The 24852-nt window shown below is 59.4% G+C and carries 22 protein-coding genes and 4 pseudogenes; 22 read left to right on the top strand and 4 right to left on the bottom strand.

Annotation, left to right across the window (positions count from 1 at the left end):
* The first annotated feature begins 28 nt into the window (after nt 1–28).
* The 7 genes from ACVCNR_RS17315 to ACVCNR_RS17285 all read left to right on the top strand — a co-directional run bounded on the left by ACVCNR_RS17315 (nt 29) and on the right by ACVCNR_RS17285 (nt 7347).
* Nucleotides 29–1735: a hydantoinase B/oxoprolinase family protein gene (locus tag ACVCNR_RS17315; RefSeq protein WP_354199617.1), complete on the top strand. Its 1707-nt coding sequence runs from the start codon at nt 29–31 to the stop codon at nt 1733–1735.
* Nucleotides 1736–1737: 2 nt separating this feature from the next.
* On the top strand, nt 1738–3831 hold the full coding sequence (locus ACVCNR_RS17310; protein WP_354199618.1) for a hydantoinase/oxoprolinase family protein: 2094 nt from the start codon (nt 1738–1740) through the stop codon (nt 3829–3831).
* Nucleotides 3812–4594 (top strand): substrate-binding periplasmic protein, encoded by a 783-nt coding sequence (locus tag ACVCNR_RS17305; protein WP_354199619.1) that lies wholly within the window; start codon nt 3812–3814, stop codon nt 4592–4594. Before ACVCNR_RS17310 ends, ACVCNR_RS17305 begins: the two co-directional genes overlap by 20 nt.
* Nucleotides 4595–4634: 40 nt before the next feature.
* Nucleotides 4635–5420, top strand: a complete 786-nt coding sequence (locus ACVCNR_RS17300; protein ID WP_447075746.1) for an amino acid ABC transporter ATP-binding protein — start codon at nt 4635–4637, stop codon at nt 5418–5420.
* Nucleotides 5417–6124, top strand: coding sequence for an amino acid ABC transporter permease (locus ACVCNR_RS17295; protein WP_447075745.1), 708 nt, complete (start codon nt 5417–5419; stop codon nt 6122–6124). The genes ACVCNR_RS17300 and ACVCNR_RS17295 overlap by 4 nt, the downstream gene beginning before the upstream one ends.
* 543 nt (nt 6125–6667) lie before the next feature.
* A complete protein-coding gene (locus tag ACVCNR_RS17290; protein ID WP_354199622.1) occupies nt 6668–6907 on the top strand; it encodes a FitA-like ribbon-helix-helix domain-containing protein in 240 nt (79 codons plus the stop codon).
* Nucleotides 6904–7347 (top strand): type II toxin-antitoxin system VapC family toxin, encoded by a 444-nt coding sequence (locus tag ACVCNR_RS17285; RefSeq protein WP_447075744.1) that lies wholly within the window; start codon nt 6904–6906, stop codon nt 7345–7347. The genes ACVCNR_RS17290 and ACVCNR_RS17285 overlap by 4 nt, the downstream gene beginning before the upstream one ends.
* Before the next feature lie 75 nt (nt 7348–7422).
* On the opposite strand, the pseudogene ACVCNR_RS17280 reads toward ACVCNR_RS17285, so the two are convergent.
* A pseudogene (locus ACVCNR_RS17280) lies at nt 7423–7560 on the bottom strand (IS5/IS1182 family transposase); the annotation flags it as partial.
* 103 nt (nt 7561–7663) lie between these two features.
* On the opposite strand from ACVCNR_RS17280, the pseudogene ACVCNR_RS17275 reads away from it, so the two are divergent.
* Nucleotides 7664–8164: pseudogene (locus ACVCNR_RS17275) on the top strand (IS110 family transposase); the annotation flags it as partial.
* 775 nt (nt 8165–8939) lie between these two features.
* Here ACVCNR_RS17275 and ACVCNR_RS17270 read toward each other — a convergent pair.
* Both ACVCNR_RS17270 and ACVCNR_RS17265 read right to left on the bottom strand, forming a co-directional pair.
* Entirely contained in the window at nt 8940–9296 is a 357-nt protein-coding gene (locus ACVCNR_RS17270; RefSeq protein WP_354199657.1) for a type II toxin-antitoxin system RelE/ParE family toxin, read from the bottom strand.
* Nucleotides 9280–9555 (bottom strand): ribbon-helix-helix domain-containing protein, encoded by a 276-nt coding sequence (locus ACVCNR_RS17265; RefSeq protein WP_447075743.1) that lies wholly within the window; start codon nt 9553–9555, stop codon nt 9280–9282. The genes ACVCNR_RS17270 and ACVCNR_RS17265 overlap by 17 nt, the downstream gene beginning before the upstream one ends.
* Before the next feature lie 357 nt (nt 9556–9912).
* Here ACVCNR_RS17265 and ACVCNR_RS17260 point away from each other — a divergent pair.
* The 13 genes from ACVCNR_RS17260 (at nt 9913) to ACVCNR_RS17200 (ending at nt 23696) form a co-directional block, all read left to right on the top strand.
* A protein-coding gene (locus tag ACVCNR_RS17260; RefSeq protein WP_447073368.1) for an IS5 family transposase occupies nt 9913–10667 on the top strand; the annotation gives its coding sequence in 2 pieces (ribosomal slippage) (nt 9913–10245 and nt 10248–10667; 753 coding nt in all).
* A gap of 730 nt (nt 10668–11397) precedes the next feature.
* On the top strand, nt 11398–12498 hold the full coding sequence (locus ACVCNR_RS17255) for an extracellular solute-binding protein (RefSeq protein ID WP_447075742.1): 1101 nt from the start codon (nt 11398–11400) through the stop codon (nt 12496–12498).
* A gap of 162 nt (nt 12499–12660) precedes the next feature.
* Entirely contained in the window at nt 12661–13632 is a 972-nt protein-coding gene (locus ACVCNR_RS17250) for an ABC transporter permease (protein ID WP_447075741.1), read from the top strand.
* Entirely contained in the window at nt 13632–14426 is a 795-nt protein-coding gene (locus ACVCNR_RS17245) for an ABC transporter permease (protein WP_447075740.1), read from the top strand. Before ACVCNR_RS17250 ends, ACVCNR_RS17245 begins: the two co-directional genes overlap by 1 nt.
* Nucleotides 14426–15514: an ABC transporter ATP-binding protein gene (locus ACVCNR_RS17240; RefSeq protein ID WP_447075739.1), complete on the top strand. Its 1089-nt coding sequence runs from the start codon at nt 14426–14428 to the stop codon at nt 15512–15514. Before ACVCNR_RS17245 ends, ACVCNR_RS17240 begins: the two co-directional genes overlap by 1 nt.
* A gap of 85 nt (nt 15515–15599) precedes the next feature.
* Complete coding sequence (locus ACVCNR_RS17235) at nt 15600–17075, top strand: NAD(P)-binding domain-containing protein (protein ID WP_447075738.1); 1476 nt, start codon at nt 15600–15602, stop codon at nt 17073–17075.
* Nucleotides 17076–17087: 12 nt separating this feature from the next.
* Nucleotides 17088–17588, top strand: a complete 501-nt coding sequence (locus ACVCNR_RS17230) for a CMD domain-containing protein (protein WP_447075736.1) — start codon at nt 17088–17090, stop codon at nt 17586–17588.
* Nucleotides 17585–18160: a peroxidase-related enzyme gene (locus ACVCNR_RS17225; RefSeq protein WP_447075734.1), complete on the top strand. Its 576-nt coding sequence runs from the start codon at nt 17585–17587 to the stop codon at nt 18158–18160. Before ACVCNR_RS17230 ends, ACVCNR_RS17225 begins: the two co-directional genes overlap by 4 nt.
* A 38-nt stretch (nt 18161–18198) precedes the next feature.
* Complete coding sequence (locus ACVCNR_RS17220) at nt 18199–18798, top strand: helix-turn-helix domain-containing protein (protein WP_447075733.1); 600 nt, start codon at nt 18199–18201, stop codon at nt 18796–18798.
* Between the two features lie 58 nt (nt 18799–18856).
* Nucleotides 18857–19939: an NAD/NADP octopine/nopaline dehydrogenase family protein gene (locus tag ACVCNR_RS17215; protein ID WP_447075732.1), complete on the top strand. Its 1083-nt coding sequence runs from the start codon at nt 18857–18859 to the stop codon at nt 19937–19939.
* Nucleotides 19940–20076: 137 nt separating this feature from the next.
* Entirely contained in the window at nt 20077–21264 is a 1188-nt protein-coding gene (locus ACVCNR_RS17210; RefSeq protein ID WP_447075731.1) for a glycine C-acetyltransferase, read from the top strand.
* 11 nt (nt 21265–21275) lie between these two features.
* On the top strand, nt 21276–22310 hold the full coding sequence (gene tdh / locus ACVCNR_RS17205; RefSeq protein ID WP_447075730.1) for an L-threonine 3-dehydrogenase: 1035 nt from the start codon (nt 21276–21278) through the stop codon (nt 22308–22310).
* A gap of 63 nt (nt 22311–22373) precedes the next feature.
* The gene (locus ACVCNR_RS17200; protein WP_447075729.1) at nt 22374–23696 is read left to right on the top strand and encodes an MATE family efflux transporter; all 1323 of its coding nucleotides are present in this window, start codon (nt 22374–22376) and stop codon (nt 23694–23696) included.
* Here ACVCNR_RS17200 and ACVCNR_RS17195 read toward each other — a convergent pair.
* Nucleotides 23674–23867: pseudogene (locus ACVCNR_RS17195) on the bottom strand (IS3 family transposase); the annotation flags it as partial. The gene ACVCNR_RS17200 and the pseudogene ACVCNR_RS17195 sit on opposite strands and share 23 nt — an antisense overlap.
* Before the next feature lie 568 nt (nt 23868–24435).
* Between ACVCNR_RS17195 and ACVCNR_RS17190 the strand changes: the two are divergent.
* Nucleotides 24436–24630: pseudogene (locus ACVCNR_RS17190) on the top strand (DDE-type integrase/transposase/recombinase); the annotation flags it as partial.
* Between the last annotated feature and the right edge of the window lie 222 nt (nt 24631–24852).

Genomic DNA, 24852 nt, shown 5'->3' with positions numbered 1-24852 from the left:
GCAACGCTTTCGAGACAAATACAGGTCCATGCAAGCTCCAGTTCCAGAACACAGCCGCCATGCGCGCCAGGCGTCCAGCTCGCTGGACGGGATCGAGATCGAGCTGATCCGCAGCAGTCTCCAGTCGATCTGCGAGGAAATGGCCGAGGCGCTGGTGCGTTCGAGCCACTCGCCCAACATCAAGGAGCGGCGGGACTGTTCGTGCTGCCTTTACAGTCGTGACGGGGAAATGGCCGTTCAGGCCGAGCATATTCCCATCCACCTCGGGGTCATGGCGAATGCGCTGTCTCACATATTGCAGGACTTCCCAGCGCAGGACGCGCGCCCCGGCGATGTGTTTCTGGTCAACGACCCTTATCACGGGGCCAACCATCTCCCGGATTTTATCGTCGCCGGGCCGCTTTTTGCTGGTGGCGAGCTTGTCGGATTCGCGGCCAGCATGGCCCATCACACGGATGTCGGCGGCATGGCGCCGCGCAGCATGCCGGCAAACGCGACCGAGATATTCCACGAAGGGCTACGCATTCCCCCCGTCAAGCTGGTGGACGGCGGCGTCCTGCAATCCGGCGTCGAGCGGATCATCCGTGCGAATTCCCGTCTTCCGGAAGAGAGGCAGGCGGACCTCGGCGCGCAGGTGGCGTCCGTCGTCGTCGCCCAGAACCGGCTCGACGAGCTTTCCCGGAAGCACAGCGTTGGCGATCTGGATTTTGCGATTTCCCGGATCATCGAGCTTTCGCAAACCGCCTTCAGAAAACGCGTCGAGGCGCTTCCCGACCGTTTGTGGGAAGGCGAGTCGCTGGCGGATTTCGGCGGCGAAGGCATTCCTATCCGTGTGACGGTCCGCAAGCGCGACGGCAGGCTGCTGGTGAATTTTACCGGCACCGGAGCCCAGACTCTCAGTCCGTTCAATTCCTGCCTGGCCAACACGCTTGCCTGTGTCTACATGGCGGTGCGCATCACCATTGCCGAAGGCATAGCCGCCAATGCGGGCATGTATCGCGACATCGATGTCGTCATACCCGAAGGCAGCATCGTGAATCCGCGCTTTCCCTGTGCTATTTCCGCCGCGACGCAGGTCTCCTACCACACCTTCGATGCGCTCATGTCCGCGCTGGCGGATATCGTCCCGGAGAAGGTCCTTGCCGGGACGGGCGGCGGGGGCGTGTTCTCTTTCGGCGGCGTTCATCCGGCAACCCACAGGCTGTTCGCCTATGGCGAAGCCCTGGGCGGCGGCTCCGGCGCCAGTTCGGTCGCCGATGGCGAGAGCGGCATGATCCCGCCGGTCGCCAACTTGCACGACACACCGGTCGAGGTGCTGGAAACGAGCCTTCCCGTTCGTATAGAGCGCTACGAGTTGGTCGAGGGCTCGGCTGGCGCGGGCCGGTATCGCGGCGGTTTCGGCCTGCGACGCGCCTTCCGCATGCTTTCCCCGGTGCGCTGCTCTTTCCAGATCAGCATGCCGGCCAATGGACCGAACGGCCTTTATGGCGGCCACCGCGGAAAGCCGACCACGGCAACGATCGACTATGCGGATGGGCAGTGTCAGACGGTTATGCGTTTCACGGAGGCTTCCGTTCCGGCCGAGGCGCTCGTCACCATCGAAACCGCCGGCGGCGGTGGCTATGGCGATCCGTCCTTGCGCCCCGACAGCGAAGGGGCGCTGGACGAAGTCCTCGGTTACGGCATGAGGGCGCAGAGCGAGCCTCTGGCCGCACTCATGGAAGAACGGAGTTGAGCATGCCGCATCTTCTGGCAGCCGCGGATGTCGGCGGAACGTTCATCGATATCGTGCTGGCCGATCCGGAAACCGGCCGCACGCGCATCGGCAAGGTCCTGCACAGGAAAGGCAGGCAGGGCGAGGACATTTTCGCCGCCCTGCGCCAGCTCGTGCAGGAGATGGACCGGCAGCTTTCCGACATCGCCTCGCTGGTGATCGGAACGACGGTCGTCACCAATGCCTTGCTTGAGGGACAGTTGGCGAAGACCGCCCTTTTTACGACCGAGGGTTTCCGGGATGTGATCGAGATTGCGCGCATGACCCGGCCGTCGTCCTACGATCTGCACAAGCGCAGGGCGCCGGTGGTTGCGCCGCGTAACCTGCGCTTCGATATTCCCGAGCGGCTGGACCATACCGGAGCGGTGCTGAAGCCCCTCGACCTGGAATATCTGGAACGCTGCATCGAGGAGGTGCGGAGCGCCGGGGTGGAGGCGATCGCCGTCAGCTTCCTCTATTCCTATGTCGATTCCGAGCATGAGGCCGCGGCACGCGAGCGGCTGACGGAACTCGGCGTTCCGGTCTCCATCTCGTCCGAGGTACTGCCGGTATTCCGCGAATATGAGCGCACGGCGGCGACGGCACTCAATGCGGCTTCCATTCCGGTGATGTCCCGCTTTCTCGACGGTCTCGGCAAGGTCAATGACGGCGGCATAGCCAGGACCTACATCATGGGATCGGCTGGCGGATGCCTCACATTTTCCGAGGCTGCCCGCTTCCCGATCAAATGCGCCATGTCCGGCCCCGCGGGCGGTGTGGTCGGCACGCGCGATCTCGCCCGCCAGCACGGGTTCGAATCCGTCCTGACCCTCGATGTCGGCGGCACCAGCTCGGATCTCGCTGTCCTGCATAACGCCGAGATCACCGTGACCGACGAGCGCGTGATCGGCGGCTATCCGGTGGCGATCGCCTCGGCCGAGATCGAGACGATCGGGGCCGGGGGCGGCTCCATCGCGCATATGGACGCGACCGGCCTGCTCAAGGTCGGCCCCCGCAGCTCGGGCTCCGATCCTGGTCCGGTGTCCTATGGCCGGGGCGGGACCCAGCCCACCGTCACGGACGCTCATGTCGCGCTCAACCGCCTGGGCGAGCGCAGCATGCTGGGCGGCGAGTTCCGGCTGGACCGTCCCGCCGCGATCGCCGCAATCGAGAAGGAACTCGCCGCGCCGCTGGCGACGAGCTGGCAACGCGCCGCGCATGGCATCCTGCGAGTCACCACGGCCAACATCGTCAAGGCAGTGCGAGCCATTTCCACCGAAAGAGGCGACGATCCGCGCAATATGCTGCTCGTGGCCTTCGGCGGCGCCGGCCCGCTGCACGCGATCGAGGTGGCCCGGTCGCTGGAGATGTCCAGGGTCCTGATCCCCTATTATTGCGGCGTGTTTTCCGCCCATGGCATCGCCGCGGTCGACATTGCCTATGATGCGCAGCGCACATGGTTGAAGCCGCTGGCGCAGGTGGACGCGGACGATCTGGCCGACATCACCGGCGAGCTTGCCGGCCAGTTGATGTCGCGTGTCGCCGGGGACGGGTTCGAAGGTGACGAGCTGGATACGCGCTGGCTGGTCGATCTGCGTTATGTGGGGCAGTCGCACGCCCTGACGGTGTCCCTGTCCAGCCCCGATCTCCAGGGGCTCGAGGCTAGCCGCAAGCTGTTCGTCGCCGAGCATCTGAAGCGCTATGGCCATGCTTCCGACAGCGCGCCCGTGGAACTGGTCAATCTGCGCCTCAAGATCAGCAGGCCGAGAGCTTCCTTCGGAGGCCAGGAACAGGCCTCGGCGGAAGCCGAAATCGCGCCGGTCGGGTTCCGAGCCATCTGGCTGGACGAGAACGAGGAGGTCGAGTGCCCGGTCTACCGGCGTCAGGACCTGCCGGTGGGATGGCAGGGCACGGGGCCGCTGGTCATCGAGCAGTTCGATTCCGCGACCGTGATCGGTCGCGGCGACAGGATCGAGGTGTTGCCCGCTTCAAGGGCCATGATTGTCTCGATCGACTTCGATAGCAGGAAAACAATGACAACCAATGGGAGGAAGGAAAATGAGCTTTCGACTTCGTAATCTCGCGGGACTCGCAGGCGCATGCCTGCTAGCGGCCTTCTCGTTCGCGCCCGCTCAGGCGCAGGAGAAGTTCACATCGCTGACCGTCGGCGCGGACCCGCATTTCCGCCCGATCTCGTTCGTCGATGAAAGCGGCCTGATCGTCGGCTTCGACGTTGACTTCGCCAATGCGCTTGGAAAGCATCTGGACATTCCCGTCAAATATGAGGGCATGGCCTGGGATGGCATTATTCCGGCGTTGCAGGCGAAGAAGATTGACGCCATCACCAATATGGTGATCACCGAGGAACGGCAGCAGATCGTCAATTTCTCCGATCCCATCATGCAGCAAACCATCGTGGCGGTGGTGAAAACCGGAGCCGAAAAACAGGCGGTCACGCTCGACGATCTCAAGAGCCTGCGCACCGGCGTGATGGTCAGCACTGCCGCGGCCACGCTTCTGGAGAAGGCCGAAGGAGTCGAGCCGGTTACCTACAACACCGTGGTGGACGCCTACAACGACCTGATGCTCGGCAGGCTGGATGTGGTGGTGGTCGAGAGCGTCAATGGCTCCTTCATTGCCGCTCACCAATTCAAGGACAAGCTCCATATCGTCGAAAAGCCCTTGAGCGACGACGTGAAGCTGAACGGCATAGCGTTGCGGAAGGATGAGACTGAGGGCCTGCGCCAGATCAACGAGGCGATTGCCGCCATGAAGGCGGACGGTTCCCTGGAGGCCATTGCCGTCAAATGGTTCGGAAACGCCTCCAGCATACCGCAATGAGCGCGTATGACCGGCGCGGCAGGTAAGAAAGGTCTTCCCGTTGCACGACACCAGTGAAAACCGTCCGGTGCTGCGCATCCGTGGGCTTGGCAAGTCCTATGGCAACGTCGAGGTGCTGAAGGACATCGATCTCGATGTGGAGCGCGGGCAGACCGTCGCCATCATCGGTCCCAGCGGCTCGGGAAAGACCACGCTGCTGCGCTGCGTCAACTTCCTCGTCCCGTACGACCGGGGCGAGGTCATCGTCGACGGCGACCTCGTCGGCTACCGCAAGACGGCAGCGGGATTGAAGCTGCAAAGCGATGCGGAAATCAGCCTCAAGCGCCAGAAGACCGGAATGGTCTTCCAGCGCTTTGCCTTGTTTCCGCATAAATCCGTGCTGGAAAACCTGATCGAGGGGCCGGTGCAGGTGCTGCGCCAGCCGCGCCAGGTCGCGACCGAGCGCGCCATGGCGGTTCTGGGTTCCGTGGGTATGAGCGCCAAGGCGGATGCCTATCCGGCGGAGCTTTCCGGAGGCCAGCAGCAGCGGGTCGGCATAGCACGGGCGCTCTGCATGGAACCTTTGCTGCTGCTGTTCGACGAGGCGACTTCCGCGCTGGACCCCGAACTGGTCGGCGAGGTGCTGGCAGTGATGCGGCGGCTGTCGGATGAAAAGAGAACGATGCTGGTGGTCACGCACGAGCTGAGGTTCGCGCGCGAGGCGGCCGACCGCATCGTGTTCATGGAGACCGGCAGAATTGTCGCCGACCTTCCGACATCCGTTTTCTTCGAGGAGCCGCCCACCCCGAGGATTGCGGCATTCATCGCAGCGAGCCTGGGAAAATGATCGATTTCGCCATCGCATATTTGCCCTTGTACCTGAAGGGCGCACTGGTGGGCCTTGCGCTGACGGTGGCCGCCATGACGGGAGCGCTGGTCATTGGCGTCGCCGTGGCGATGGGCCGGCTGTCGCAGAACCCCGTCCTCAGATACCTGACCATCAGCTACGTCGCGGTCTTCAGGGCCGTGCCGCCGCTGGTCCTGCTCTACATCGTCTATTTCGGTCTGCCTGCATGGGCGGTGGCGATGGAGAGCGACGTGCTGATCGCGATCTTTTCGCCGCTGGACAATCGACTGCTGGCGGCCACGCTCGCCTTCTCCGTCAATGCCGGCGCCTATGTGGCAGAGATCGTGCGTGCCTCGATCCTGTCGATACCCGCCGACCAGATGGAAGCGGCCCGGTCCATCGGTATGACCTATCCGAAGGCCATGCGCCGCATCATCCTGCCGCAGGCCTTCCGCACGGCGTTTCCAACGCTTTGCAACGAATTCATCATCATCCTGAAGGGCACGTCGCTGGCATCGGTGATCGGCGTCACCGAACTGATGCGCAACGCCCAGATGGTGGCATCCGCGACCTTCCGCAACCTCGAGGCCTATGTGCTTGCCGCACTTCTCTATGTGGTGCTCGTGATCCTGCTCCAACTCGCCTCCACCCGCATTGAGCGCTGGATGGGCGGGCGCGGGAGTGCCGCACGAGCATCAGGTTGAGCTGTGCTGCCGACCGGGTCTCGTAGCTGGTCCTGGCGGTATTGAATCCGGTTGGCTGCACCTCACCGGTTTCGTCGGCATTCTTGGTGGTTGACATTCGAAACCTGCGAGTGGGACAGACTGGGTCTGTGCAGCCTTTCGAAAGCCGGACCCGTGAGGAAACGATTCAGGAAAAAGCGCAGGGGAAACAAATCTGTAATCTATTGAGCTTGGCGGTGTTTTCCTTGAGGGCTTCAAGGATCTGTCCGCACTGATGGCTGCAAGCAGCGATCGTGCTTTATCGAGTTTCACAAGGCCGAACGTTGCATTGACTCGAAGCAGGCTCTTTGGCCCATCCAGTAACCTTCGCATTGCTGCCTAGCCCGACAAGCGGAGATCACGGCCCAGCGAAGGACAGCAGATCGCGGTGGTTGCGATTGAGCGAAGCGTTGCCGGGTTTATTAAGCCGCGAAGAGATTTTTCCTTTCCTCCTCCCTTTCCCGAAACCTTGATCTCATTGAGCACAATGCTATCATTGTGCTCAATGAGATCAAGGAGAACCAGATGGCCGGGAATCTGCACGTTCGTAATCTGGACGACGACTTAATTGCCAAGCTCAAAACTCGGGCCGCGCGACATGGGCGTTCGGCTGAAGCTGAACATCGCGAGATTCTCAGGCAGGCATTGGAAACGGAAATCGAGCCTTCTTTCGATGAACTGGCGGCACAGTTGCGGCGGTTGAGCGCCCGGCGGAAGCAGACGCCCTCAGAAGTCCTTCAGCGCGAAGGACGTGACGAGCGGTGACTGAAACAATCATAATTGATGCCAGCATCGCGATAAAATGGGTTGTCGAGGAAGAAGGAACCCCTTTCGCCCTTGGCTTACGGCGGGACTATCGCTTCGCAGCACCCGAGCTGCTCACAGTGGAATGCGCAAACATCCTCTGGAGGAAAGTTCAGCGGAGTGAGCTCAACCACGAAGAGGCAAAGCTTGCTGCCAAGCTATTAGAACAAAGTGACATTGAACTATTCGGCATGCGTGGATTACTCGCAACCGCAACCGTTCTGGCAGTAGATATAGATCATCCGGCCTACGACTGCATTTACGTCAGTCTGGCGGCAGCCCGGAAGTGGCGGTTCGTCACCGCCGACAAGCGACTAATCAGGGTGCTTAGTCAAAAGGCGTCCCCGGAAGTCGCCAACCTCTGCGTGACCCTCGAGCAGTTGGCATCCGGTTCACACTGAATTTCCGATCACGAGATCTCGCCTGCTCACAGGTGTTCAAGGGTTGTTCGCATTAAGAGTCCGTACCGAAACTGCTCATGAGTTTCGGGCGATGCGCTTGACGAGGATCATGACGGCTGCGGCGTAGAGGAATGCGGTGGCGGATCCGATGGTGGCCTCGGCGTCCTTCCAGAAGCGTCGGTTGCGACTGATCCAGGCGAAGAAGCGTTCGACATGCGCTGATCGCGACCCGGCGGCAGGCGAATTTCATTGAGGCTGACGAAGGGGGCACGATGCGGTCAGATGACTGCGTCAACTTTTGAGACGGAGGAATAGCATGCCCCACTACGCTGCACTTGACGTTTCGAACAGCGAAACGGCCATCCACATCATTGACGAAACAGGCGCCACAGTCTGGCGCGGCAAGCGGGCAAGTGATCCCGAAGTGCTGACCACTACGCTTCGCCGCCATGCCCCCGATCTGGTTCGCGTTGGATTGGAAACTGGACCTCTGACGCCCTGGCTCTGTCGTACTTGCAAAGCTCTTGGCCTTCCCATCGTATGCTTGGACGCGCGCCATGCTCGTGCCGCTACAGCCTTGCAGCGGAACAAAACAGATGCCCGAGATGCCGAGACCTTGGCGCAGCTGGTGCGCACCGGCTGGTATCGCGAGGCACGTGTCAAGAGTTTCGCCGCTCACGCCGTTCGCCATCTCGTCGGGGCTCGTGCGCAGCTGATGGGTGTATCTATCGATCTCTCCAATCGGATCCGAAGCACGCTAAAAACCTTCGGCCCGATGGCCGGTAAGGGAATGGTTCGTACATTCGAGAACCGTGTGCCGTCGTGCAGCCGCCGACGAAGACCAGGCGCGCGCGTAGCTCATCGCCGAGCGTCTCGGCGACGTCCTTCAACATTGCCTTCAACTGACCCTGAACTGTCATCCCAGCCTCTGTGCGAGCAGGTCAGCGGCGTGCATGCTTTCGCGCTGAGACCTTCGCCTTTCTGGGCTTCATCCACTATTGTGGGCGGACCCGGGACGGCCGGTTCATCGTGAAGCACAAAACGGAAGGGAAACTCCTGACGCGTAAGCTGACGGTGTTGCGCAAGGAGGCTTGGCGGTTCATGCACGCGCCACTGGCCATGCAACACGAGTGGTTCGCCGCCGTTCTGCGTGGACACTACGGCTACTACGGCAGGCCGCACAACTACCCTGCGCTCAAAGGATTCTACCGGGAAGTGCGCCGAATATGGCTACGCTGTCTGAGACGGCGAAGCCAAAAGAGTAGGCGCATGGGCTGGCCGGAGTTCGAGACCCTGACGGCACGCTTCCGCCTGCCCACTCCGCGCATCACTCGCACTTGGGCGCAGGCACGGATATGACGCGGGTTACTCTCGGGAAGAGCCGGGTGCGGGAAATCCGCCCGCCCGGATCTGTGAGGGCGAAAGCCAAATGGCTGAGCTACTCGACCGCGACCGTAAAATCCCTCAATCCCGGATCAGCTCTCGGCGGAAATCAACAGTGATTGTTCAAGCCAAGTGACAGGACGGCTCAAAAAGATACAAGCAAGACGGCAGCATCACGCCGACGGCAACGCTTGCCTGCTTGGGAGCGATCATGCCTTGCCGACACCCAGCATCCTTGCCAGCATGCGGTGCTGGTGATCCTGACCGCCGAAGAATATAGCCAGAACCCTGATGAGGCTCTTGTCTTCCAAGACTTCGAAATAGATGACGGCCCGATGTTTTGTGACGTTGCGAATGCCTGCTCCAAGTTCAGGACGAAGTGTGCCCTGAAACGGTGCATCTGCTATTCGCCCCATGGCTCGCTCGATCTCGCCAACACGATTTGATGCGTGCTCAAAGGCCGTCTCTCGATCCTCGCCAAAATCGAGCCCGGCAGTGATGAGAAAATCGAAAATCAGCTCCAGATCGGCCGATGCAGCTTCAGACCGTTCAATCCGAAAGACCATACTCGGCCTTTTTCCTGTCGATCATCGCCAAAGTCCGTCGGCGACCTTCTTCCAGGCTCACGAATTTGCCAGCTCGCCGCTCGGCGAGCAGCATTTTCAATGCTTCAGTGTGCGATCGTCGCGCTTCCGTTTCATCACGCAACATCTCCAGTCCATGCTGGATCGCTGCGCTCACGCTGGAAAACCGTCCCTCGGCCACAAGACTGCGAACAAAGGCGTCCTGGGATTCCGTTAACGAGATTGATGCTTTGACACTCATCGCGGATCTCCTTCGGACTCACGATATACTACTCAGTAGTATCGCGCAAGTGATCATGACTGTCTCGTTGGCCGGCTCATGCGCTGTCCGTCCTGGCATGCCTGCTGCTGGGACAGTGCGCAGTGCCTAGCCGCTTGATCCCAGGCTCACATGACGATACTGGGGTAAAGGGGGCGTTGGAGCGGCATCGTGTTCCACGGTGGAATGCGCGAATATCCTCTGGAAGAAAGTTCAGCGGAGTGAGCTCAACCACGAAGAGGCAAAGCTTGCTGCCAAGCTATTAGGGTCCGGACCCAATAACGGGGTTCCCCCTGCCAGCCAGATCGTGATTCACTGCCTCATCGAGGAGGCGGTTATATGGGTGATTTCTTTTGGTTTTCCGATACGCAGTGGGCTCGGATCGAGCCGCTGCTTCCGACCGACGTGCGCGGCAAGCCTCGCGTAGATGATCGCCGTGTGCTGAGTGGCATCGTCCATGCTCTGCGCTGCGGCGGCCGTTGGGCCGACTGCGCCGATGTCTATGGACCGAAGAAGACGCTTTATAACCGGTTCGTTCGCTGGTCCGAACGCGGCATATGGGAGGGCATATTCAGCGCGCTGGCGGGAGCAGCAGATGCGCCGGACCGGTTGTTTATCGATAGCTCCTGCATCAAGGTCCACCGCTGTGCGGGTGGCGGAAAAGGGGGGCCTTGGCCCATGGTATCGGCCGCACGAAAGGCGGACGAAACACCAAGCTCCATGCCGTCTGTGACGAGAAGGGCCGCCCCTGCGTCCTGCTCCTGACGCCCGCAAACGTGCACGATTGCAAGGTCGCACAGCTTTGTATCGAGGCGATGCCGCCGTCCGCCGAACTCGTCGCTGACAAAGGATATGATAGCCAGGCGCTACGGGAATGGCTGGTCGAGCGTGGCACCGAGCCCGTCATTCCGCCCCGCAAGAACCGTAAGGTCCAGTACGACTATGACCGCGCTGTCTACAAGCAGCGCAACATTGTCGAGCGCATGTTCTGCCGCTTCAAAGACTGGCGACGCATCGCAACCCGTTTCGACCGCAACGTCAAAAACTTCATGGGCGCTATCAGCCTCGCCGCCGCCGTCATATGGTGGCTGTAGTGAGTCCGGACCCTAGAACAAAGTGACATTGAACTATTCGGCATGCGTGGATTACTCGCAACCGCAACCGTTCTGGCAGTAGATATAGATCATCCGGCCTACGACTGCATTTACGTCAGTCTGGCGGCAGCCCGGAAGTGGCGGTTCGTCACCGCCGACAAGCGACTAATCAGGGTGCTTAGTCAAAAGGCGTCCCCGGAAGTCGCCAACCTCTGCGTGACCCTCGAGCAGTTGGCATCCGGTTCACACTGAATTTCCGATCACGAGATCTCGCCTGCTCACAGGTGTTCAAGGGTTGTTCGCCATTAAGCTGCTTGTACGGCTTGCTATGTTCAGATTTTGCAGCGTTTCGACATGTTCGCAACAGATTGCTTCAACAGTTTCCAGCAAGCCTTCGGTGCGTTCTACGAGCCATGTCAATGCTTCGGCCGATATCTTGAAGTGCTTTGAATAACGGGCTTTTTACAGAATCCTCGTTTAATCCACTTCGAATATTATTTATGCACCAACGAAACGCGCCCGACAAATTTCTTTCAAGGATGGCTTGACAATCGTCCGGTATGCCGGCTGTATTCCTTCTTACCGGAAAAGAGTCTGGTATAATGGATAAGCATAGGGAGGCTTTCCATATTGGAATGGCGGTATGCCGGTCGTAAATTTCATATCCAGACGGTCGTCGATGGATCTTGCACGCTCGGAAATTCGAGCCAAATTGAAAGGGAGGATTTGAATGAACAGGATTGGCAACGTTAATCGCAGAACACTGCTTGGTATGTGCGGAGCGGGCCTCGTGGTGCCCTACATCATCCGTCCTCAACCAAGCTGGGCAGCCAGCAGTGTCCTGAACATCATGACTTACGACAAATTCCTGCCGCAGGAGTTCATCGACAAGTTCCAGAAGGATACAGGTATCGAGGTCCGTATCCGCCTGACCGACGACCAGGGCAAGCAGTACAACCTGCTGACTGCCGAAGGCGCCAATCCTTCCACAGACATCGTCACCGTCGCCGGTCATCGCTATTCGCAGTTTATTGGGTCGAAGTTGGTTCAGCCGCTCGACACCGGCAAGCTTGCTAATTGGAACAACCTCAACAAGGCTTATCAGGACGCGCCTTGGACCCGTATCGACGGCAATCTGTGGGGGCTGCCAATTCTTGCGGGTTATGAAGGCCTCGCCCGCAATGTGGATTATGTGAAGGACGCGCCAAGCTGGGAGGTCATGTTCGATCCACAATACAAGGGACTGACATCCTACATCATCAGTGATTTTCTCCAGATTGTTATGCTGTATCAGGGCAATGATGGCGACTTTGTCAGCTATGCCGACAAGCCGGATGCTGCTCAGAAGGCAACCAACCAGGCGCGTGACTTCCTGATCAAGAATAAGGACATGGTACGCAAATACTATGACGCCGGTTCGGAAGTGCAGCAGATGTTCATCAACGAGGACATTTATCTCGCCCATTCGTGGTCGGGGCCTGCCGCCAAGCTCATCATGGACGGTCATCCGATCCAGCTTTCAGTTCCCAAGGAAGGAACCTACGGCTTCTGCTACACGCTCAACGTCGTCAACAACGCGCCGAACACGGAGAACGCCTACAAGCTGTTCGACGCCATCCTGGCTAACCCCGAAGTGGGTGCCGCAATGACCCGCCAGTCGGGCTTCAGTTCGACCATGAACGGTGTCGGCGATCTACTCACGGAGCGCGAACGACTGGCTTCAACGCTGCCGCAAGAAGAGATTGACCGCATTATCTTCTTCTCCACGTTCAATCGTGACATGAAGAATGAGATGATTGATCGCGCGACCGCAGAGGTCAAAGCGGCCTGACCGAGGCAAACCTCGCATCGCTGATGCCTGTCCCGGAGCGCTCGCACTCCGGGGCAGGCAGGTTCTCGCTGTTACAGCTAACAGCGCACTATCGAACTGCGGGCAGCCGCTGCGCGCCGGTAGATTTACGCTAACCGAGATCGTTTCAAGATGAGCAGAAATATGACAGCCGCATACGGCACGGCGCGTGATACGCCCATGCCAAAGTATTCGACCGGCATTGCCAAGGTGGTCAACTCCGCGCTTTACCGGCATACGCTAGGTGCTGCGGTGGAGACACGGATCGGTCGCATCGTTCTTCTGGCTGGTGTGCCGCTGATCTGGCTGGTCATGCTGCACGTGGGGCCGATCTATCAGATGCTGAAGATCAGTCTCCTTTCGCACTACCCGGTTCAGCCAGGTGTGGAGTCGCGCTACACCTTGGCCAATTATGCGGTCTTTTTCAGTGAATCGCTTTATTTCACGCCGTTGATCAGAAGCTTCATTTTCGCCGCAGTGTCGACGGCGATCACCCTCGTGGTCGTTTATCCCGTTGCCTACTATGTGGCCAAGATCGTCAAGCCGCAGGGCCGATCCAAGGCGCTGCTCCTGTTGCTTGTGCCGTTCTGGGCGGGTGAACTGATCCGAACGTTCTCGGTCATCATGCTCCTTGCCAATCGCGGCGCTATCAATGTGCTGCTGCGTGAGATCGGCATGATCGATAGGCCTATCCCGATGCTCTACACACCATTCTCGCTAGGCTTTGGCATGATCTACCTGGTTTGCCTCTACATGCTGTTGCCGCTTTATTCGGCGATCGAAAAGATTCCGTCGCCCTTGCTCGATGCCGCGGCCGATCTCGGCGCTGGCCCGTTCACACGTTTCCGTCGGGTCATTCTGCCGCTGTCGCGTGACGGGATCGTCTCGGGCTGCTGCCTGGTCTTCCTCACCTGCATTGGCGTTTTTGCAACACCCTTGCTGCTCGGCGGCCCCACCACGGCCTTGTTCCCTGAAACAATCAGCAGTTTCTTTCATGGCTCCAGTGACAAGTGGCCTGTCGGAGCCGCCTTCTCGATGCTCATGTTGGTGACCTCACTTTTCACGGCCGCTGTCTTCATGCGAATTGTCGGCGGAAGCAAAAGGAGAGCAATCTGATGCGTGGCCTATTTTCCGATCTCCCACGCTCGTTGCTGAGCGCGCTCTACTGGGCTTTTATTCTCTATCTCTTCCTGCCGTTGATGGTGATGATGGCCATGAGTTTCAAGGACGCCAATTTTATCGCCTTCCCGATCGGCGAGTGGACCTTCAACTGGTATGTGACGGTGATGCAGGACAAGCAGTTCCTGGACGCTGTCGTCTACTCGGTCATGATCGCGGCAGCGACAACAATGGCTGCCACGGTGCTCGGCGTCTGGATCGCCATGCTGATCGTTGCCGAGGGCATCCGCGGCCAACTTATCATCTTTGCGCTGGCCGTGTTGCCGGCTGTCGTGCCGGGCATGATCTCGGCTATCTCCCTGCGCATCTTCGTTTCGACCATCGACCTGCCGACAGGGACGGCTGCAATCATTTTAGGCCACACCGTGCACGCCGTTCCCTTCGTCGTCGTCATGGCACTTACCCGCTTGCGCTCGATGCCCGGCACTCTCGTCGATGCGGCGCGCGACCTCGGCGCTGACAGCATCGTTGCCTTCTATCGTGTAACGCTTCCTTATCTCGGGCCGGCGCTGATGGGCGGTATGATCTTCTGCGTTCTGCTGTCGATCGACGATTTCGTGCGCACCTTCTTCCTGGGTGGCTATCGTCCGACCCTGCCCATGCTGATCTACGCCAAGGTGCAGAGCGGCATGTCTCCTGAAATCAACGCAATGGCGACGATCGTTTTGGTGGTTACCGCCGCCGTCGGACTGTACGCCGAATATCTCACCCGCCGCGCGAGGACACGCTGATGGAACCGGTTGTTCAGTTCGACAATGTCAAGAAATGCTATGGCAGCCATGTCGCCGTCGACAATTTGAACCTGAGCATCGAGTCCGGCAAGTTCGTCACCTTGCTCGGTCCATCGGGATGCGGAAAGTCAACCACGCTCCGTATGCTGGGCGGTTTCGACCTGCCGACCTCCGGCCGCATCCTGCTCAGTGGCAAGGATGTGACGCGGGTTCCGCCCAACAAGCGCAACGTAAATATTGTCTTCCAGGATTATGCACTGTTTCCGCATCTTACCATTGCCAAGAACGTCGCCTTCGGCCTCGAATTGAAGGGCGTTGACAATGCGGCCATCCATCGCAGGGTGTCAGAACTTCTGGAACTGGTTCAACTGCAGGATTACGCCAAGCGCCTGCCGTCCGAACTGTCCGGCGGCCAGCGCCAGCGCGTTGCGCTCATGCGGGCGCTCGCACCCGACCCGGATGTATTGCTTCTCGATGAGCCGCTGTCCGCGCTGGACGCCAAGCTGCGCCAGCAGATGCAGATCGAGCTCAAGGCGATACAGGAAAAGACCGGCAAGACCTTCATGTTTGTGACACATGACCAGGAGGAAGCACTGACCATGTCTGACACGATCGTCGTGATGAACAATGGCCGCATCGAACAGATGGGCGATCCCCATACGCTATATGGGCGGCCGGGCTCGGTTTTCGTCGCCAATTTCATTGGAGAGACTAACCTGTTGCGCAGTACCGTCACCGGTGCCGAAGGCGATGTCACGGTGCTCGACTGGAATGGTGCCACCATCAGGGCCAATCCGGGCGGCCTTGCGCCGAAAGCAGGCGACCATCTCTATGTGGTCCTGCGCCCGGAGGCAATTCGGTGTTCGGCGGCAGAGCCGACCAGTGGAAATCGGGTCAAGGGCAAGGTCCGCCAGCGGGTGTTCAAGGGCAACCACACCTCCCTGATGGTCGAAGTCGCCGATGGCGCCGTGCTGAATGCGTTGATGCATCCCGGTGAAGCCGCCCAGCTTGAAGGCGAGAAGGATATCTGGGTCGGGTGGAGCCACGAAACCACGACAGTTATTCCCAACCGGCAGGTCTATTCCTAACCGGGACGCGGCCTGCATCCCCATCGATGCTAACGACAAGCAGGCGACCAATGCGACCAGCTCCATAGGGTGAGGGTATTTAACCATGACCAATAGTGCAGCGGCAGTGACTCCTTCATTGGCAAAAAGCCTGTCGGATCTGGAGCAGCGCGTGAAGGACGATCTTTCCTGCCTGTGCTATCCGCCGGCCGACTGGGTCGTGCCCGTCACGTCGGAAGGGCACGTGCATGATGTCGTCGTCATCGGCGGCGGCATGTGCGGTCTGGTCGCCAGCTTTGCTCTGATCGGCGGCGGCATCCGTAATATTCGAATCTTCGATCGGAGCGAGCCGGGCTTCGAAGGGCCGTGGCTCACCTATGCGCGCATGGAAACTCTGCGGTCGCCCAAGCAACTGATCGGACCGGCCTATGGCATGGCTTCGCTCACCTTCCGTGCCTGGTTTGTGGCCCAGTTCGGCGATGAAGCGTGGACTGCGCTTGACAAGATTCCGCGTCCGATGTGGATGGAGTATCTGCGCTGGTATCGCAAGGTGCTCGACCTGCCGGTGGAAAACGGCGTCGAGGTTAAGGCGATCTTGCCCGAAGGCGATCTGATGCGGCTGACGCTCACCGGCAAGGAATCCCGGCAAGAGTCGGTGCTCGCCCGAAAGGTGGTGATGGCGACCGGCCGTGATGGCCTTGGCCTTCCCCAGATCCCCGACTTCGTTAACGGTCTGCCGCGGAAGTTCTGGGCGCACTCCTCGGATGAGATCGACTTTGCCGCGCTGCGCGGCAAGCGTGTTGTCGTTATCGGGGTCGGGGCTTCGGCCGTTGATAACGCCGCGGAGGCTTTGGAGGCAGGAGCAGCCGAGGTCCGCCACCTCATCCGGCGCAAGGAGATGCCCTGCATCAACAAGCTGATGGGCATCGGTTCGTATGGCTTCACTGCCGGTTTCTCGAAACTGGGTGATGCTAGGCGCTGGCAGGTTATGAACTATTCGCTGCGCACCCAGACACCGGCGCCGCGGGGTTCGACGATGCGCGTCAGTCGGCATCCGAACGCCTATTTCCACTTCGACGCTGCAGTCGAGAAGGTCGAGCTCGACGGTAACGGGATCGTCATCATGACATCGCAGGGCAAGCCGGTGCGGGCGGATTTCCTCATCCTGGGCACTGGCTTCACGGTCGATCCACTGGCGCGCAAGGAGCTCGACGGATATGCCGATAAGATTCTCTTGTGGCGGGATCGCTTCACGCCGCCGGCCGGCCAGGAGAATACCGATCTCGGCAAGTTCCCCTATCTCGCCGACGATTTCAGCTTTCTGGAACGCGAGCCGGGCCAGGCACCCTGGCTTGCCAATATCCACAGCTTCAATTCGAGCGCGGCCGCGAGCCTCGGTAAGGTGAGCGGCGATATTCCGGGCATCAGCGAAGGTGCGGCATGGCTGGCGCGGGAGATCGCCGCCAAGCTCTACGTGGAGAATTTCGATCAGTACTGGCAGCAGTTGCTTGACTACGACATGCCGGAACTGTGTGGCGATGAGTGGACCGCATCGCCCCTACCGGACGAGGCGCGGGTTTAGGAGCAGGAGCCAATGGCCGAAGCAAGAAACGTAATCGTGGAGATTGTCGGCATCATGCCTGGAAGTGAACTGGCCGCAGTGGTGGCGAGCCGCGCGGATATCATGGAATTCACACAACAGACCCATGACGCCGCACTGACGCCTGAAGTGACTGGTGGGCTGAGCCATGCTGAGCGTGCCGCGCTCGCCTGCCGCATCGCCAAGATCAATGACGACAAGGATTTCGAAGTGCATTTCGGGGCCTTGATGGATAAGGCGGGCGCTTCCGGTAAGACCGCCCAGATCGCGGATATCTGGTTCGACGGCGGTTCTGATGCGCGGCTTGTGGCGCTCATTCGCCATGTTGATCTGGTTGCGCATGCGCCCAAGGATGCGACAGGCAGTGATATTGAGAGGCTGCGCGAGGCAGGCATCGCCGAGCCCGACATTGTCCGGCTTTCGGAACTCGTCGCCTTCGTCAGCTACCAGATCAGGGTTGCCGCCGGGCTGCGCTTGTTGCGAGGACTTTCATGACCAAAGTTGTCCACGAATTCACGACCGAGATTCCAATCTGGAAGCCTTATGTGACGCCGCTTGACCTGGCAGATGCTAGCCAAGAGCAGCTTGATGCGCTCAAAGTCACGCCCTCAAACACAAAGGTATCAGAGTATGTACTCGTGCTGGCGCATGATGCCGAGACGCTGAAGCACCGCTCACCACTGTTCAATGGGGTCATGTACAACAGAGGCGGCCTGTCGCGCGCCGAGCGCGAGATTGGGGCTATTGGCGCCTCTATCGTCAACCGCTGCATCTATTGTGCGGCTGTCCACGCCAGTCGCTATAGTCATCTGACCAAGCAGCCTGAAGTGATAGAGGCGATCTTCATCGCCGGCGCCGATGCTAAGATCGAGCCGCGCCTGAAGGCGATCCTCCGTTTCGCGATCAATCTTTCGAAATGTCCGTCCGAAACCGACGCCGTCGACATGGCGGCGCTGGTCGAGGCCGGTCTGAACAAGGAGGAAATCCTCGACCTCATCCTGTCTACGTCGCTGTTCAGTTGGGCCAACCGGCTCATGCACACGCTCGGCGAGCCGATCGAGGCGTGACGGGAGATGCATGCTCTAGAGGCAAGGAGGAAATAATCATGGATCTTGTCAACCCACCCGAAATTGGGCCGCGTTTGCAAAAATATCGAAAAGAGCTGAAGCTGACGCTGGCGGATCTGGCTGCTCTGTCAGGCGTTTCACGCTCCATGCTGTCGGAAATCGAGCGCGGCAACGCCAATCCGACATACGGTACCCTGTGGCACCTGACGCGCGCACTCAAGATCGACCTCAACAGGCTGGTGAGCGGCGCCAGCGAAGAGCGCGGCCCTCCTAGCATCGACCTGCAGCCGGAAAACCTGACACCGACCATCCGCAGTGCTGACGGAACCTGCACCCTGCAAATCCTGTCGCCGGCCAACATGGTGTCGCTGATCGAATGGTATCTGCTGACCTTCGAGACAGAGGGCAAGCTGGTCAGCGATCCACACGGAGCCGGAACTGTCGAGCATCTGCACTGCACCAAGGGCGAGATTGTGGTGTGGAGCGCGGACAATACAATGAGCGTACGCGCTGGCGAGACGGCGCGCTACGCGGCCGACGTGCCCCATTCGTTGACCAGTGTTGGCCCGGTCGGGGCGCGAGCTTTCCTGGTGGTTGCCTCCGCCGATATCGGACCAGGCTTGCCGCGGGCGCGATAGGCTAAAAACAGTACCGGCCGGCTGGTCGCATTCATGATTGATCAGAAAAGGAATAATCATGCGAGTAGGAATTGTTGGAGCAGGTTCTATCGCCTATGGAACGGCGGCGCTTGTCGAGCAGCAGGGACACAAGGTGACTTTATGGTCGCCTTCGGGCGAACGCACCCGGGCCCTGGCCACCGGTGAGGCGCTTGTCGCGCAGGGCGCCATCGTGGGCTCCTTCCATCCCGCCGTGGCAACCAGTGGCAAAGACCTCGCCGCCAACACCGAGGTACTGGTCATCGCACTGCCGGCCTACGGCCATAAAGCGGTCCTGGACGCGATTGCCCCGCATATCACACCGGAGCAGATCGTCATCTTCAGCTCGCATGCTTCGTTTGGTGCGCTCTATCTGTCGCGCCTGCTGGCCACGCGTGGTGTTGTCATTCCGATTGTGGCATGGGGCACGACAGCGGTTACGGGAAGACAGCTGAGCCCGACATCTGTCAATGTGAACACGGTGCGCAAGCAGGTCGACCTTGCGACGGTGCCGGTTTCGCAAAGTGAAAGGGGACTTGCCGTCTGTAAGGATCTGTTCGGCGACCGTTTCCTCGACCGTGGTGACCTGATGGCCATTGCGCTCTCCAACCTCAACCCGCAGAATCATATGGGCATCGCCTTGGGCAACATGACCCGCATGGAGCGTGGCGAAACCTGGAGTCAGGGCCAGAACGTGACCCCGAAAGTCGGTCGTCTGCTCGAACGGCTTGACCAGGAGCGGATCGCCATTGCAACCAAGCTCGGTCTTGATGTGCGCAACATCTTTCAACATTTCCATCTCTCGTTTCATGTGCCAATCAGCTCCATCTCGCAGATGAATCAGGAGATGCATGCGGCTGGAAATGGCGGCAGCGGTCCGAGCACCGCTGACACGCGCTACGTGACGGAAGACGTTCCTTTTGGCCTGGTCATGACGGCGAAGATCGGGCGTCTCGCTGGCTGCCCGGCGGAACTGCATGAGTCCGGCATTCGCATCTTCTCAGCTATGTATGACCGCGACTTCACTGCTGAGAACGATCTTCTCAATACGCTTGATCTCGACGCGATGTCGCTGGACGAGCTCATGACATTGTGCCGCAATGGGTATGCCGTCGCTGCCTGACCGCAGAGGTGTCGCCGGCCTTTTTCCCACCCGTTTGGGTATCTCCAGAAGGGTGGGAGGCCGGCGATACCGTTGCCCCGGGTTCTCCAATGCTGCCTCGCGAAGCGCGACGGCGGCTTAGATGAGGTCGTTTTCTTATGAGCAAAGCATTCCTAACCCACCTCTCACAGGAGTTGGAAGCGCTGAGGGTTGCCGGCCTCTACAAGTCCGAACGGGTGATTACCTCCATGCAGTCGGCCAATATCGAGGTGACCGGCGGGCAGAAGGTACTGAATTTCTGCGCCAACAATTATCTCGGCCTCGCCGATAATTTAGAAGTCCGCGAGGCCGCCCGGAAGGCGCTCGATCGCTATGGCTACGGCATGGCTTCGGTACGCTTTATCTGTGGCACCCAGGAGGAGCATAAGCAGCTCGAGGCGAGGATTTCAAGTTTCCTAGGACTGGAGGATACGATCCTCTACAGCTCTTGTTTCGACGCCAATGCCGGCCTGTTCGAAACGCTGCTGGGTGAAGAAGACGCAGTGATCTCTGACGCGCTGAACCACGCCTCCATCATCGACGGCGTACGCCTCTCCAAGGCCAAGCGCTTCCGCTATGCCAACAACGACATGGCGGCGCTCGAAGAAGAGCTGAAGAAAGCCGAAGGCAGCCGCTTCAAGCTGGTCGCCACTGACGGCGTCTTTTCAATGGACGGCATCATCGCCAACCTGCAGGGCGTTTGCGATCTCGCTGAGAAATATGGCGCCATGGTCATGGTCGATGATAGCCACGCGGTTGGTTTTGTCGGCAGGCATGGCCGCGGTTCGCCAGAATATTGCGGCGTTGAGGGCAGGGTGGACATTGTCACGGGCACGCTCGGCAAAGCGCTAGGCGGCGCATCGGGTGGCTATACTTCGGGCCGGAAGGAAATCGTGGACTGGTTGCGCCAGCGCTCGCGGCCCTATCTGTTCTCCAACACACTGATGCCGGCCATTGCGGCTGCCTCACTGAAAGTGTTCGACATTGTCGAAAAAGGAGATGGGCTACGGTCACGCCTCTATGCCAACGCCAACCTGTTCCGAATTGAAATGACGAAGCTCGGCTTCAGGCTTGCGGGGGATAGACATCCGATCATCCCGGTCATGCTGGGCGATGCGGTGCTTGCACAGGAAATAGCCGCGCGCATGCTTCAGAAGGGTATCTATGTGACTGGCTTCTCGTTCCCCGTCGTTCCCAAAGGGCAGGCTCGCATCCGTACGCAGATGTCGGCGGCCCACAGCGAATCGGATGTGCGCCGTGTCATTGCCGCCTTTGAAGAGGTCGGCCGCGATCTTGGCGTTATATGAGGGAATAGCCTATGTCGAACATGATGAAGGCGCTTGTCAAAGCCAGGGCTGAACCGGGTATCTGGATGGAGCGCGTGCCGATACCGGAGATTGGCCCGAATGATGTGCTCATCAAGGTTGGGAAATCGGCTATCTGCGGAACCGACGTGCATATCTACAATTGGGACGAGTGGGCGCAGAAGACCGTGCCCGTGCCGATGGTGATCGGCCATGAATTTGTCGGTACGGTGGCCGAGGTTGGCGCTGCGGTGACGGAATATGGACCCGGACAACGTGTCGCCGGTGAGGGCCACATCGTCTGCGGTCATTGCCGTAACTGCCGCGCGGGCAGGGGGCACCTGTGCCGCAACACACTGGGCGTCGGTGTCAACCGCCCCGGCTCCTTTGCCGAATATGTGGCGATCCCGCAACACAATGTCGTGCCGATCCCCGATGATGTACCGGATGAGGTGGCCGCCATCTTCGATCCGCTCGGTAATGCCGTTCATACTGCGCTGTCATTTGGTTTAGTTGGCGAGGACGTTCTGGTTACCGGCGCCGGCCCGATCGGCATCATGGGCGCGCTAGTGGCGCAATGCGTCGGCGCGCGAAAGGTCGTCATCACCGACATCAATCAGATGCGCCTTGACCTCGCGCGCAAGATGGGAGTGCAGTATACCGTCGACGCCTCGAAAGAAAAACTACGCGACATCATGGATAGCATCGGCATGACCGAGGGGTTTGACGTGGGGCTTGAAATGTCGGGCGCCGCGCTTGCCTTCCGCGACATGATCGACGTTATGAATAATGGGGGCAAGATCGCCATCCTGGGCATTGCGCCGACTGGTTTCTCGATCGATTGGAACAAGGTCATCTTCAAAATGCTGCATCTCAAGGGCATCTACGGCCGCGAGATGTTCGAAACCTGGTACAAGATGATTGCGCTGGTGCAGGGCCCGCTCGATGTCAGCGGCCTAATAACCCACCGCATCGGCATTGATGATTTCCAGACGGGGTTTGACGCCATGCGCACGGGCAATGCCGGCAAGGTGGTGATGGACTGGTAAGACCAGCATCCAAGCACCGGGTGTGGTCAGACACAGTTCGTTTCAACAGGGCTTCCACGGGCAATGAATCTTTTGACGCCGGCGCAAATGCATGAAAACTGGAACCGCCGGATGCTTACGCTGGCGCTCCCCATCATCCTTGCAAATCTGGCCCAGCCAGTATTGTCGCTGGTCGATACGATGGTGGCCGGGCATTTGCCGGGCTCGTGGTATCTCGGTGGCGTGGCGTTGAGCGGCGTGCTGTTCAATTTCCTGTTCTGGAGCTTCAGTTTCCTGCGCATGGCGACGACCGGGCTGGTTGCACAAGCCTGGGGCGGCGGCGATGTCCTGCTCATGCGCACGCATCTTATGCGTGCTCTTCTTATCGCCGTAACCAGCGGTGTGCTCATTATCATGCTGCAGAGGCCCATCATCGAAATCGGACTTTTGCTCCTCGGGGGTAGCGAAGCAGTCTATGACAGCGCCGTTGCCTACGCCTCAGCCCGGATTTGGTCGGCTCCAGCTGCGCTCGGCAACTTTGTAGTACTAGGCTATCTTCTGGGCCAGCAGCGGGTGGTGATTTCGCTGGCTCTTCAGCTGGGGCTCAATGTAGTCAACTTGGTTGCCACGGTGATATTGGTTTTCGGATTCGATTGGGGCGTCGCCGGTATCGGCGCTGGCACAGCCATTGCCGAATGGGCTGCCTTTGTTGCCGGACTACTGTTCATTCGACAGCATGGAGCGGGTCCGCTCCTGGCGCTGCGCGATCTTCTTGACAAGACCGCATTCCGAAACCTGATTGCCGTCAATCGCGACATATTCCTGCGCAGCTTCTTTCTGCTGGTGAGCTTCGGCTGGTTTGCCCGCAGCGGCGCGGGGGAAGGCGATGCGATCCTGGCGGCCAACGCAGTCCTGCTCAACCTGCATGGCATCACGTCCTATGGCCTCGATGGCTTTGCGCATGCAACCGAAACCCTTGTCGGCCAGGCTATCGGAGCACGTCGCAGGGAAGCGTTGAAGCGTGTAATCAAGGCGGCCTTCCTGTGGTCCGGGCTGGTCGCGCTTCTGTTCACCCTGTGCTACGCGCTGATGGGTTCGGCGATCGTTTCCCTGTTGACCAATCAAGAGGAGGTTCGCGCCGTGGCGATCCGCTTCCTTCCTTATGTCGTCGCTCTGCCGCTGATCTCGGTGACGAGCTTTATGCTGGATGGGGTGTTCATTGGCGCTATGCGCACACGGGAACTGCGCAATAGCATGTTCATCTCCACGGTTGTTTTTCTTGTCACGGCATTTGTCTTTCAGCAGGTCTGGGGTAATCATGGGCTCTGGATTGCCATGGTGGTGCTGATGCTGACCCGCACGGGGACCTTGGGGCTCAAACTTCATCGCATATTTGCCGGGCTATGAAGCCGTTATCGGGTAAGAGCCGCGGCCGCTGGACGACCTGGCACTCTCGCAGCCGGAAGCCTGCAGGGCCATGGTTAGCGTGTCGGTGACATCTTCCGCCTTCATTGTGGTTCATAGTTGCCAGGCAATAATGTAGCGCGAGAAGTCGTCAGGCACCGTCGATGGATAGACGAGTTAACTGCGCAAGGCAAACTCGACATAACCGCAATCCGCCCGATCGCTCGCATGGGATATTTACGACTACACAGTCGTCTCGGAAATCTTTGAGATGAGCATCCCACATGCGTCGGGAGCGGAGGCAGACGGTTTGGAAGGTCGATTTGGATAGAGCGGCGACAAAATGGGATCTGTTTGTGAGTGTCCTACGTCTGCACCTTTGTCCAAGATTTGGGGTTATGATTTAAAGAGGGCTTGGTCTCGCCGTTATGCAGGGGACCAAGATGGGTTGTGTTGAAAATTTCCTGAAAGGGGGAGGGTAAAGCTTCTTATTCCCGGCTCCTTTCCAGGGTCAGCAACCATGGGAGCCGGCGGGCTCCACGACAACTACGGATCCGCGCTCGCAGCGCAACCGGGCAAGTCGAAGGGGCGGCCAGATAACAACTCGAACTCTCAGTTCATCAGGTACTTCGGCCTGCCCGCCATGCGTGCTCCCGACACCCCAATCCCGGTAGGTGGACGGTATTCGATCCATCCATGCAGGGGAATGCGGATTGGTACGTCGCGCCTATACATGCCTGATAACAACCGCATCGAGCAGGATTATCGAGGCATCAAGCGCCAGATCCGACCCATGCTCGGCTTTAAGTCAGCCGCCTCCGCCGCGACAATCCTGTCCGGCATCGAGATGGTTCACATGATGCGCAAACGACAGGCAAGGTTCGTCTGCAATCCGGCACCGTCACTCGCCGAGCAGTTCGATATCCTCACTGCATAACGGCGTCGGGCATTGGGCTAATCCGTCTTAAAGATGAGTTTGCGACAGAACCTGATGCGCGTCGGCCACTTCAAACCCGTGCATGTAAAGAGCCGGGCATCTCAAATGGTGCTCTTGATCGACCGCCGCCAGTTTATGTCTGCAATGCTGCAAAATCAAGAATACGATCCACGGCCTGTTGCGGACGCAGGGGCTTAAGCTGGGTCGGTCCCTCGCTACAAA

Source organism: Aquamicrobium terrae (assembly GCF_052978165.1).
The sequence above is the reverse complement of the archived record's forward strand: the minus strand, read 5'-3'. Positions and strand labels throughout refer to the sequence as shown.

Excerpts from the sequence above, each read along its gene's own strand:
- ACVCNR_RS17315 (WP_354199617.1), top strand. The coding sequence starts at position 29 with ATGCAAGCTCCAGTTCCAGAACACAGCCGCCATGCGCGCCAGGCGTCC.
- ACVCNR_RS17310 (WP_354199618.1), top strand. The coding sequence starts at position 1,738 with ATGCCGCATCTTCTGGCAGCCGCGGATGTCGGCGGAACGTTCATCGAT.
- ACVCNR_RS17305 (WP_354199619.1), top strand. The coding sequence starts at position 3,812 with ATGAGCTTTCGACTTCGTAATCTCGCGGGACTCGCAGGCGCATGCCTG.
- ACVCNR_RS17295 (WP_447075745.1), top strand. The coding sequence starts at position 5,417 with ATGATCGATTTCGCCATCGCATATTTGCCCTTGTACCTGAAGGGCGCA.
- ACVCNR_RS17290 (WP_354199622.1), top strand. The coding sequence starts at position 6,668 with ATGGCCGGGAATCTGCACGTTCGTAATCTGGACGACGACTTAATTGCC.
- ACVCNR_RS17270 (WP_354199657.1), bottom strand. The coding sequence starts at position 9,296 with ATGGTCTTTCGGATTGAACGGTCTGAAGCTGCATCGGCCGATCTGGAG.
- ACVCNR_RS17265 (WP_447075743.1), bottom strand. The coding sequence starts at position 9,555 with ATGAGTGTCAAAGCATCAATCTCGTTAACGGAATCCCAGGACGCCTTT.
- ACVCNR_RS17255 (WP_447075742.1), top strand. The coding sequence starts at position 11,398 with ATGAACAGGATTGGCAACGTTAATCGCAGAACACTGCTTGGTATGTGC.
- ACVCNR_RS17250 (WP_447075741.1), top strand. The coding sequence starts at position 12,661 with ATGACAGCCGCATACGGCACGGCGCGTGATACGCCCATGCCAAAGTAT.
- ACVCNR_RS17245 (WP_447075740.1), top strand. The coding sequence starts at position 13,632 with ATGCGTGGCCTATTTTCCGATCTCCCACGCTCGTTGCTGAGCGCGCTC.
- ACVCNR_RS17240 (WP_447075739.1), top strand. The coding sequence starts at position 14,426 with ATGGAACCGGTTGTTCAGTTCGACAATGTCAAGAAATGCTATGGCAGC.
- ACVCNR_RS17235 (WP_447075738.1), top strand. The coding sequence starts at position 15,600 with ATGACCAATAGTGCAGCGGCAGTGACTCCTTCATTGGCAAAAAGCCTG.
- ACVCNR_RS17230 (WP_447075736.1), top strand. The coding sequence starts at position 17,088 with ATGGCCGAAGCAAGAAACGTAATCGTGGAGATTGTCGGCATCATGCCT.
- ACVCNR_RS17225 (WP_447075734.1), top strand. The coding sequence starts at position 17,585 with ATGACCAAAGTTGTCCACGAATTCACGACCGAGATTCCAATCTGGAAG.
- ACVCNR_RS17220 (WP_447075733.1), top strand. The coding sequence starts at position 18,199 with ATGGATCTTGTCAACCCACCCGAAATTGGGCCGCGTTTGCAAAAATAT.
- ACVCNR_RS17215 (WP_447075732.1), top strand. The coding sequence starts at position 18,857 with ATGCGAGTAGGAATTGTTGGAGCAGGTTCTATCGCCTATGGAACGGCG.
- ACVCNR_RS17210 (WP_447075731.1), top strand. The coding sequence starts at position 20,077 with ATGAGCAAAGCATTCCTAACCCACCTCTCACAGGAGTTGGAAGCGCTG.
- tdh (WP_447075730.1), top strand. The coding sequence starts at position 21,276 with ATGTCGAACATGATGAAGGCGCTTGTCAAAGCCAGGGCTGAACCGGGT.
- ACVCNR_RS17200 (WP_447075729.1), top strand. The coding sequence starts at position 22,374 with ATGAATCTTTTGACGCCGGCGCAAATGCATGAAAACTGGAACCGCCGG.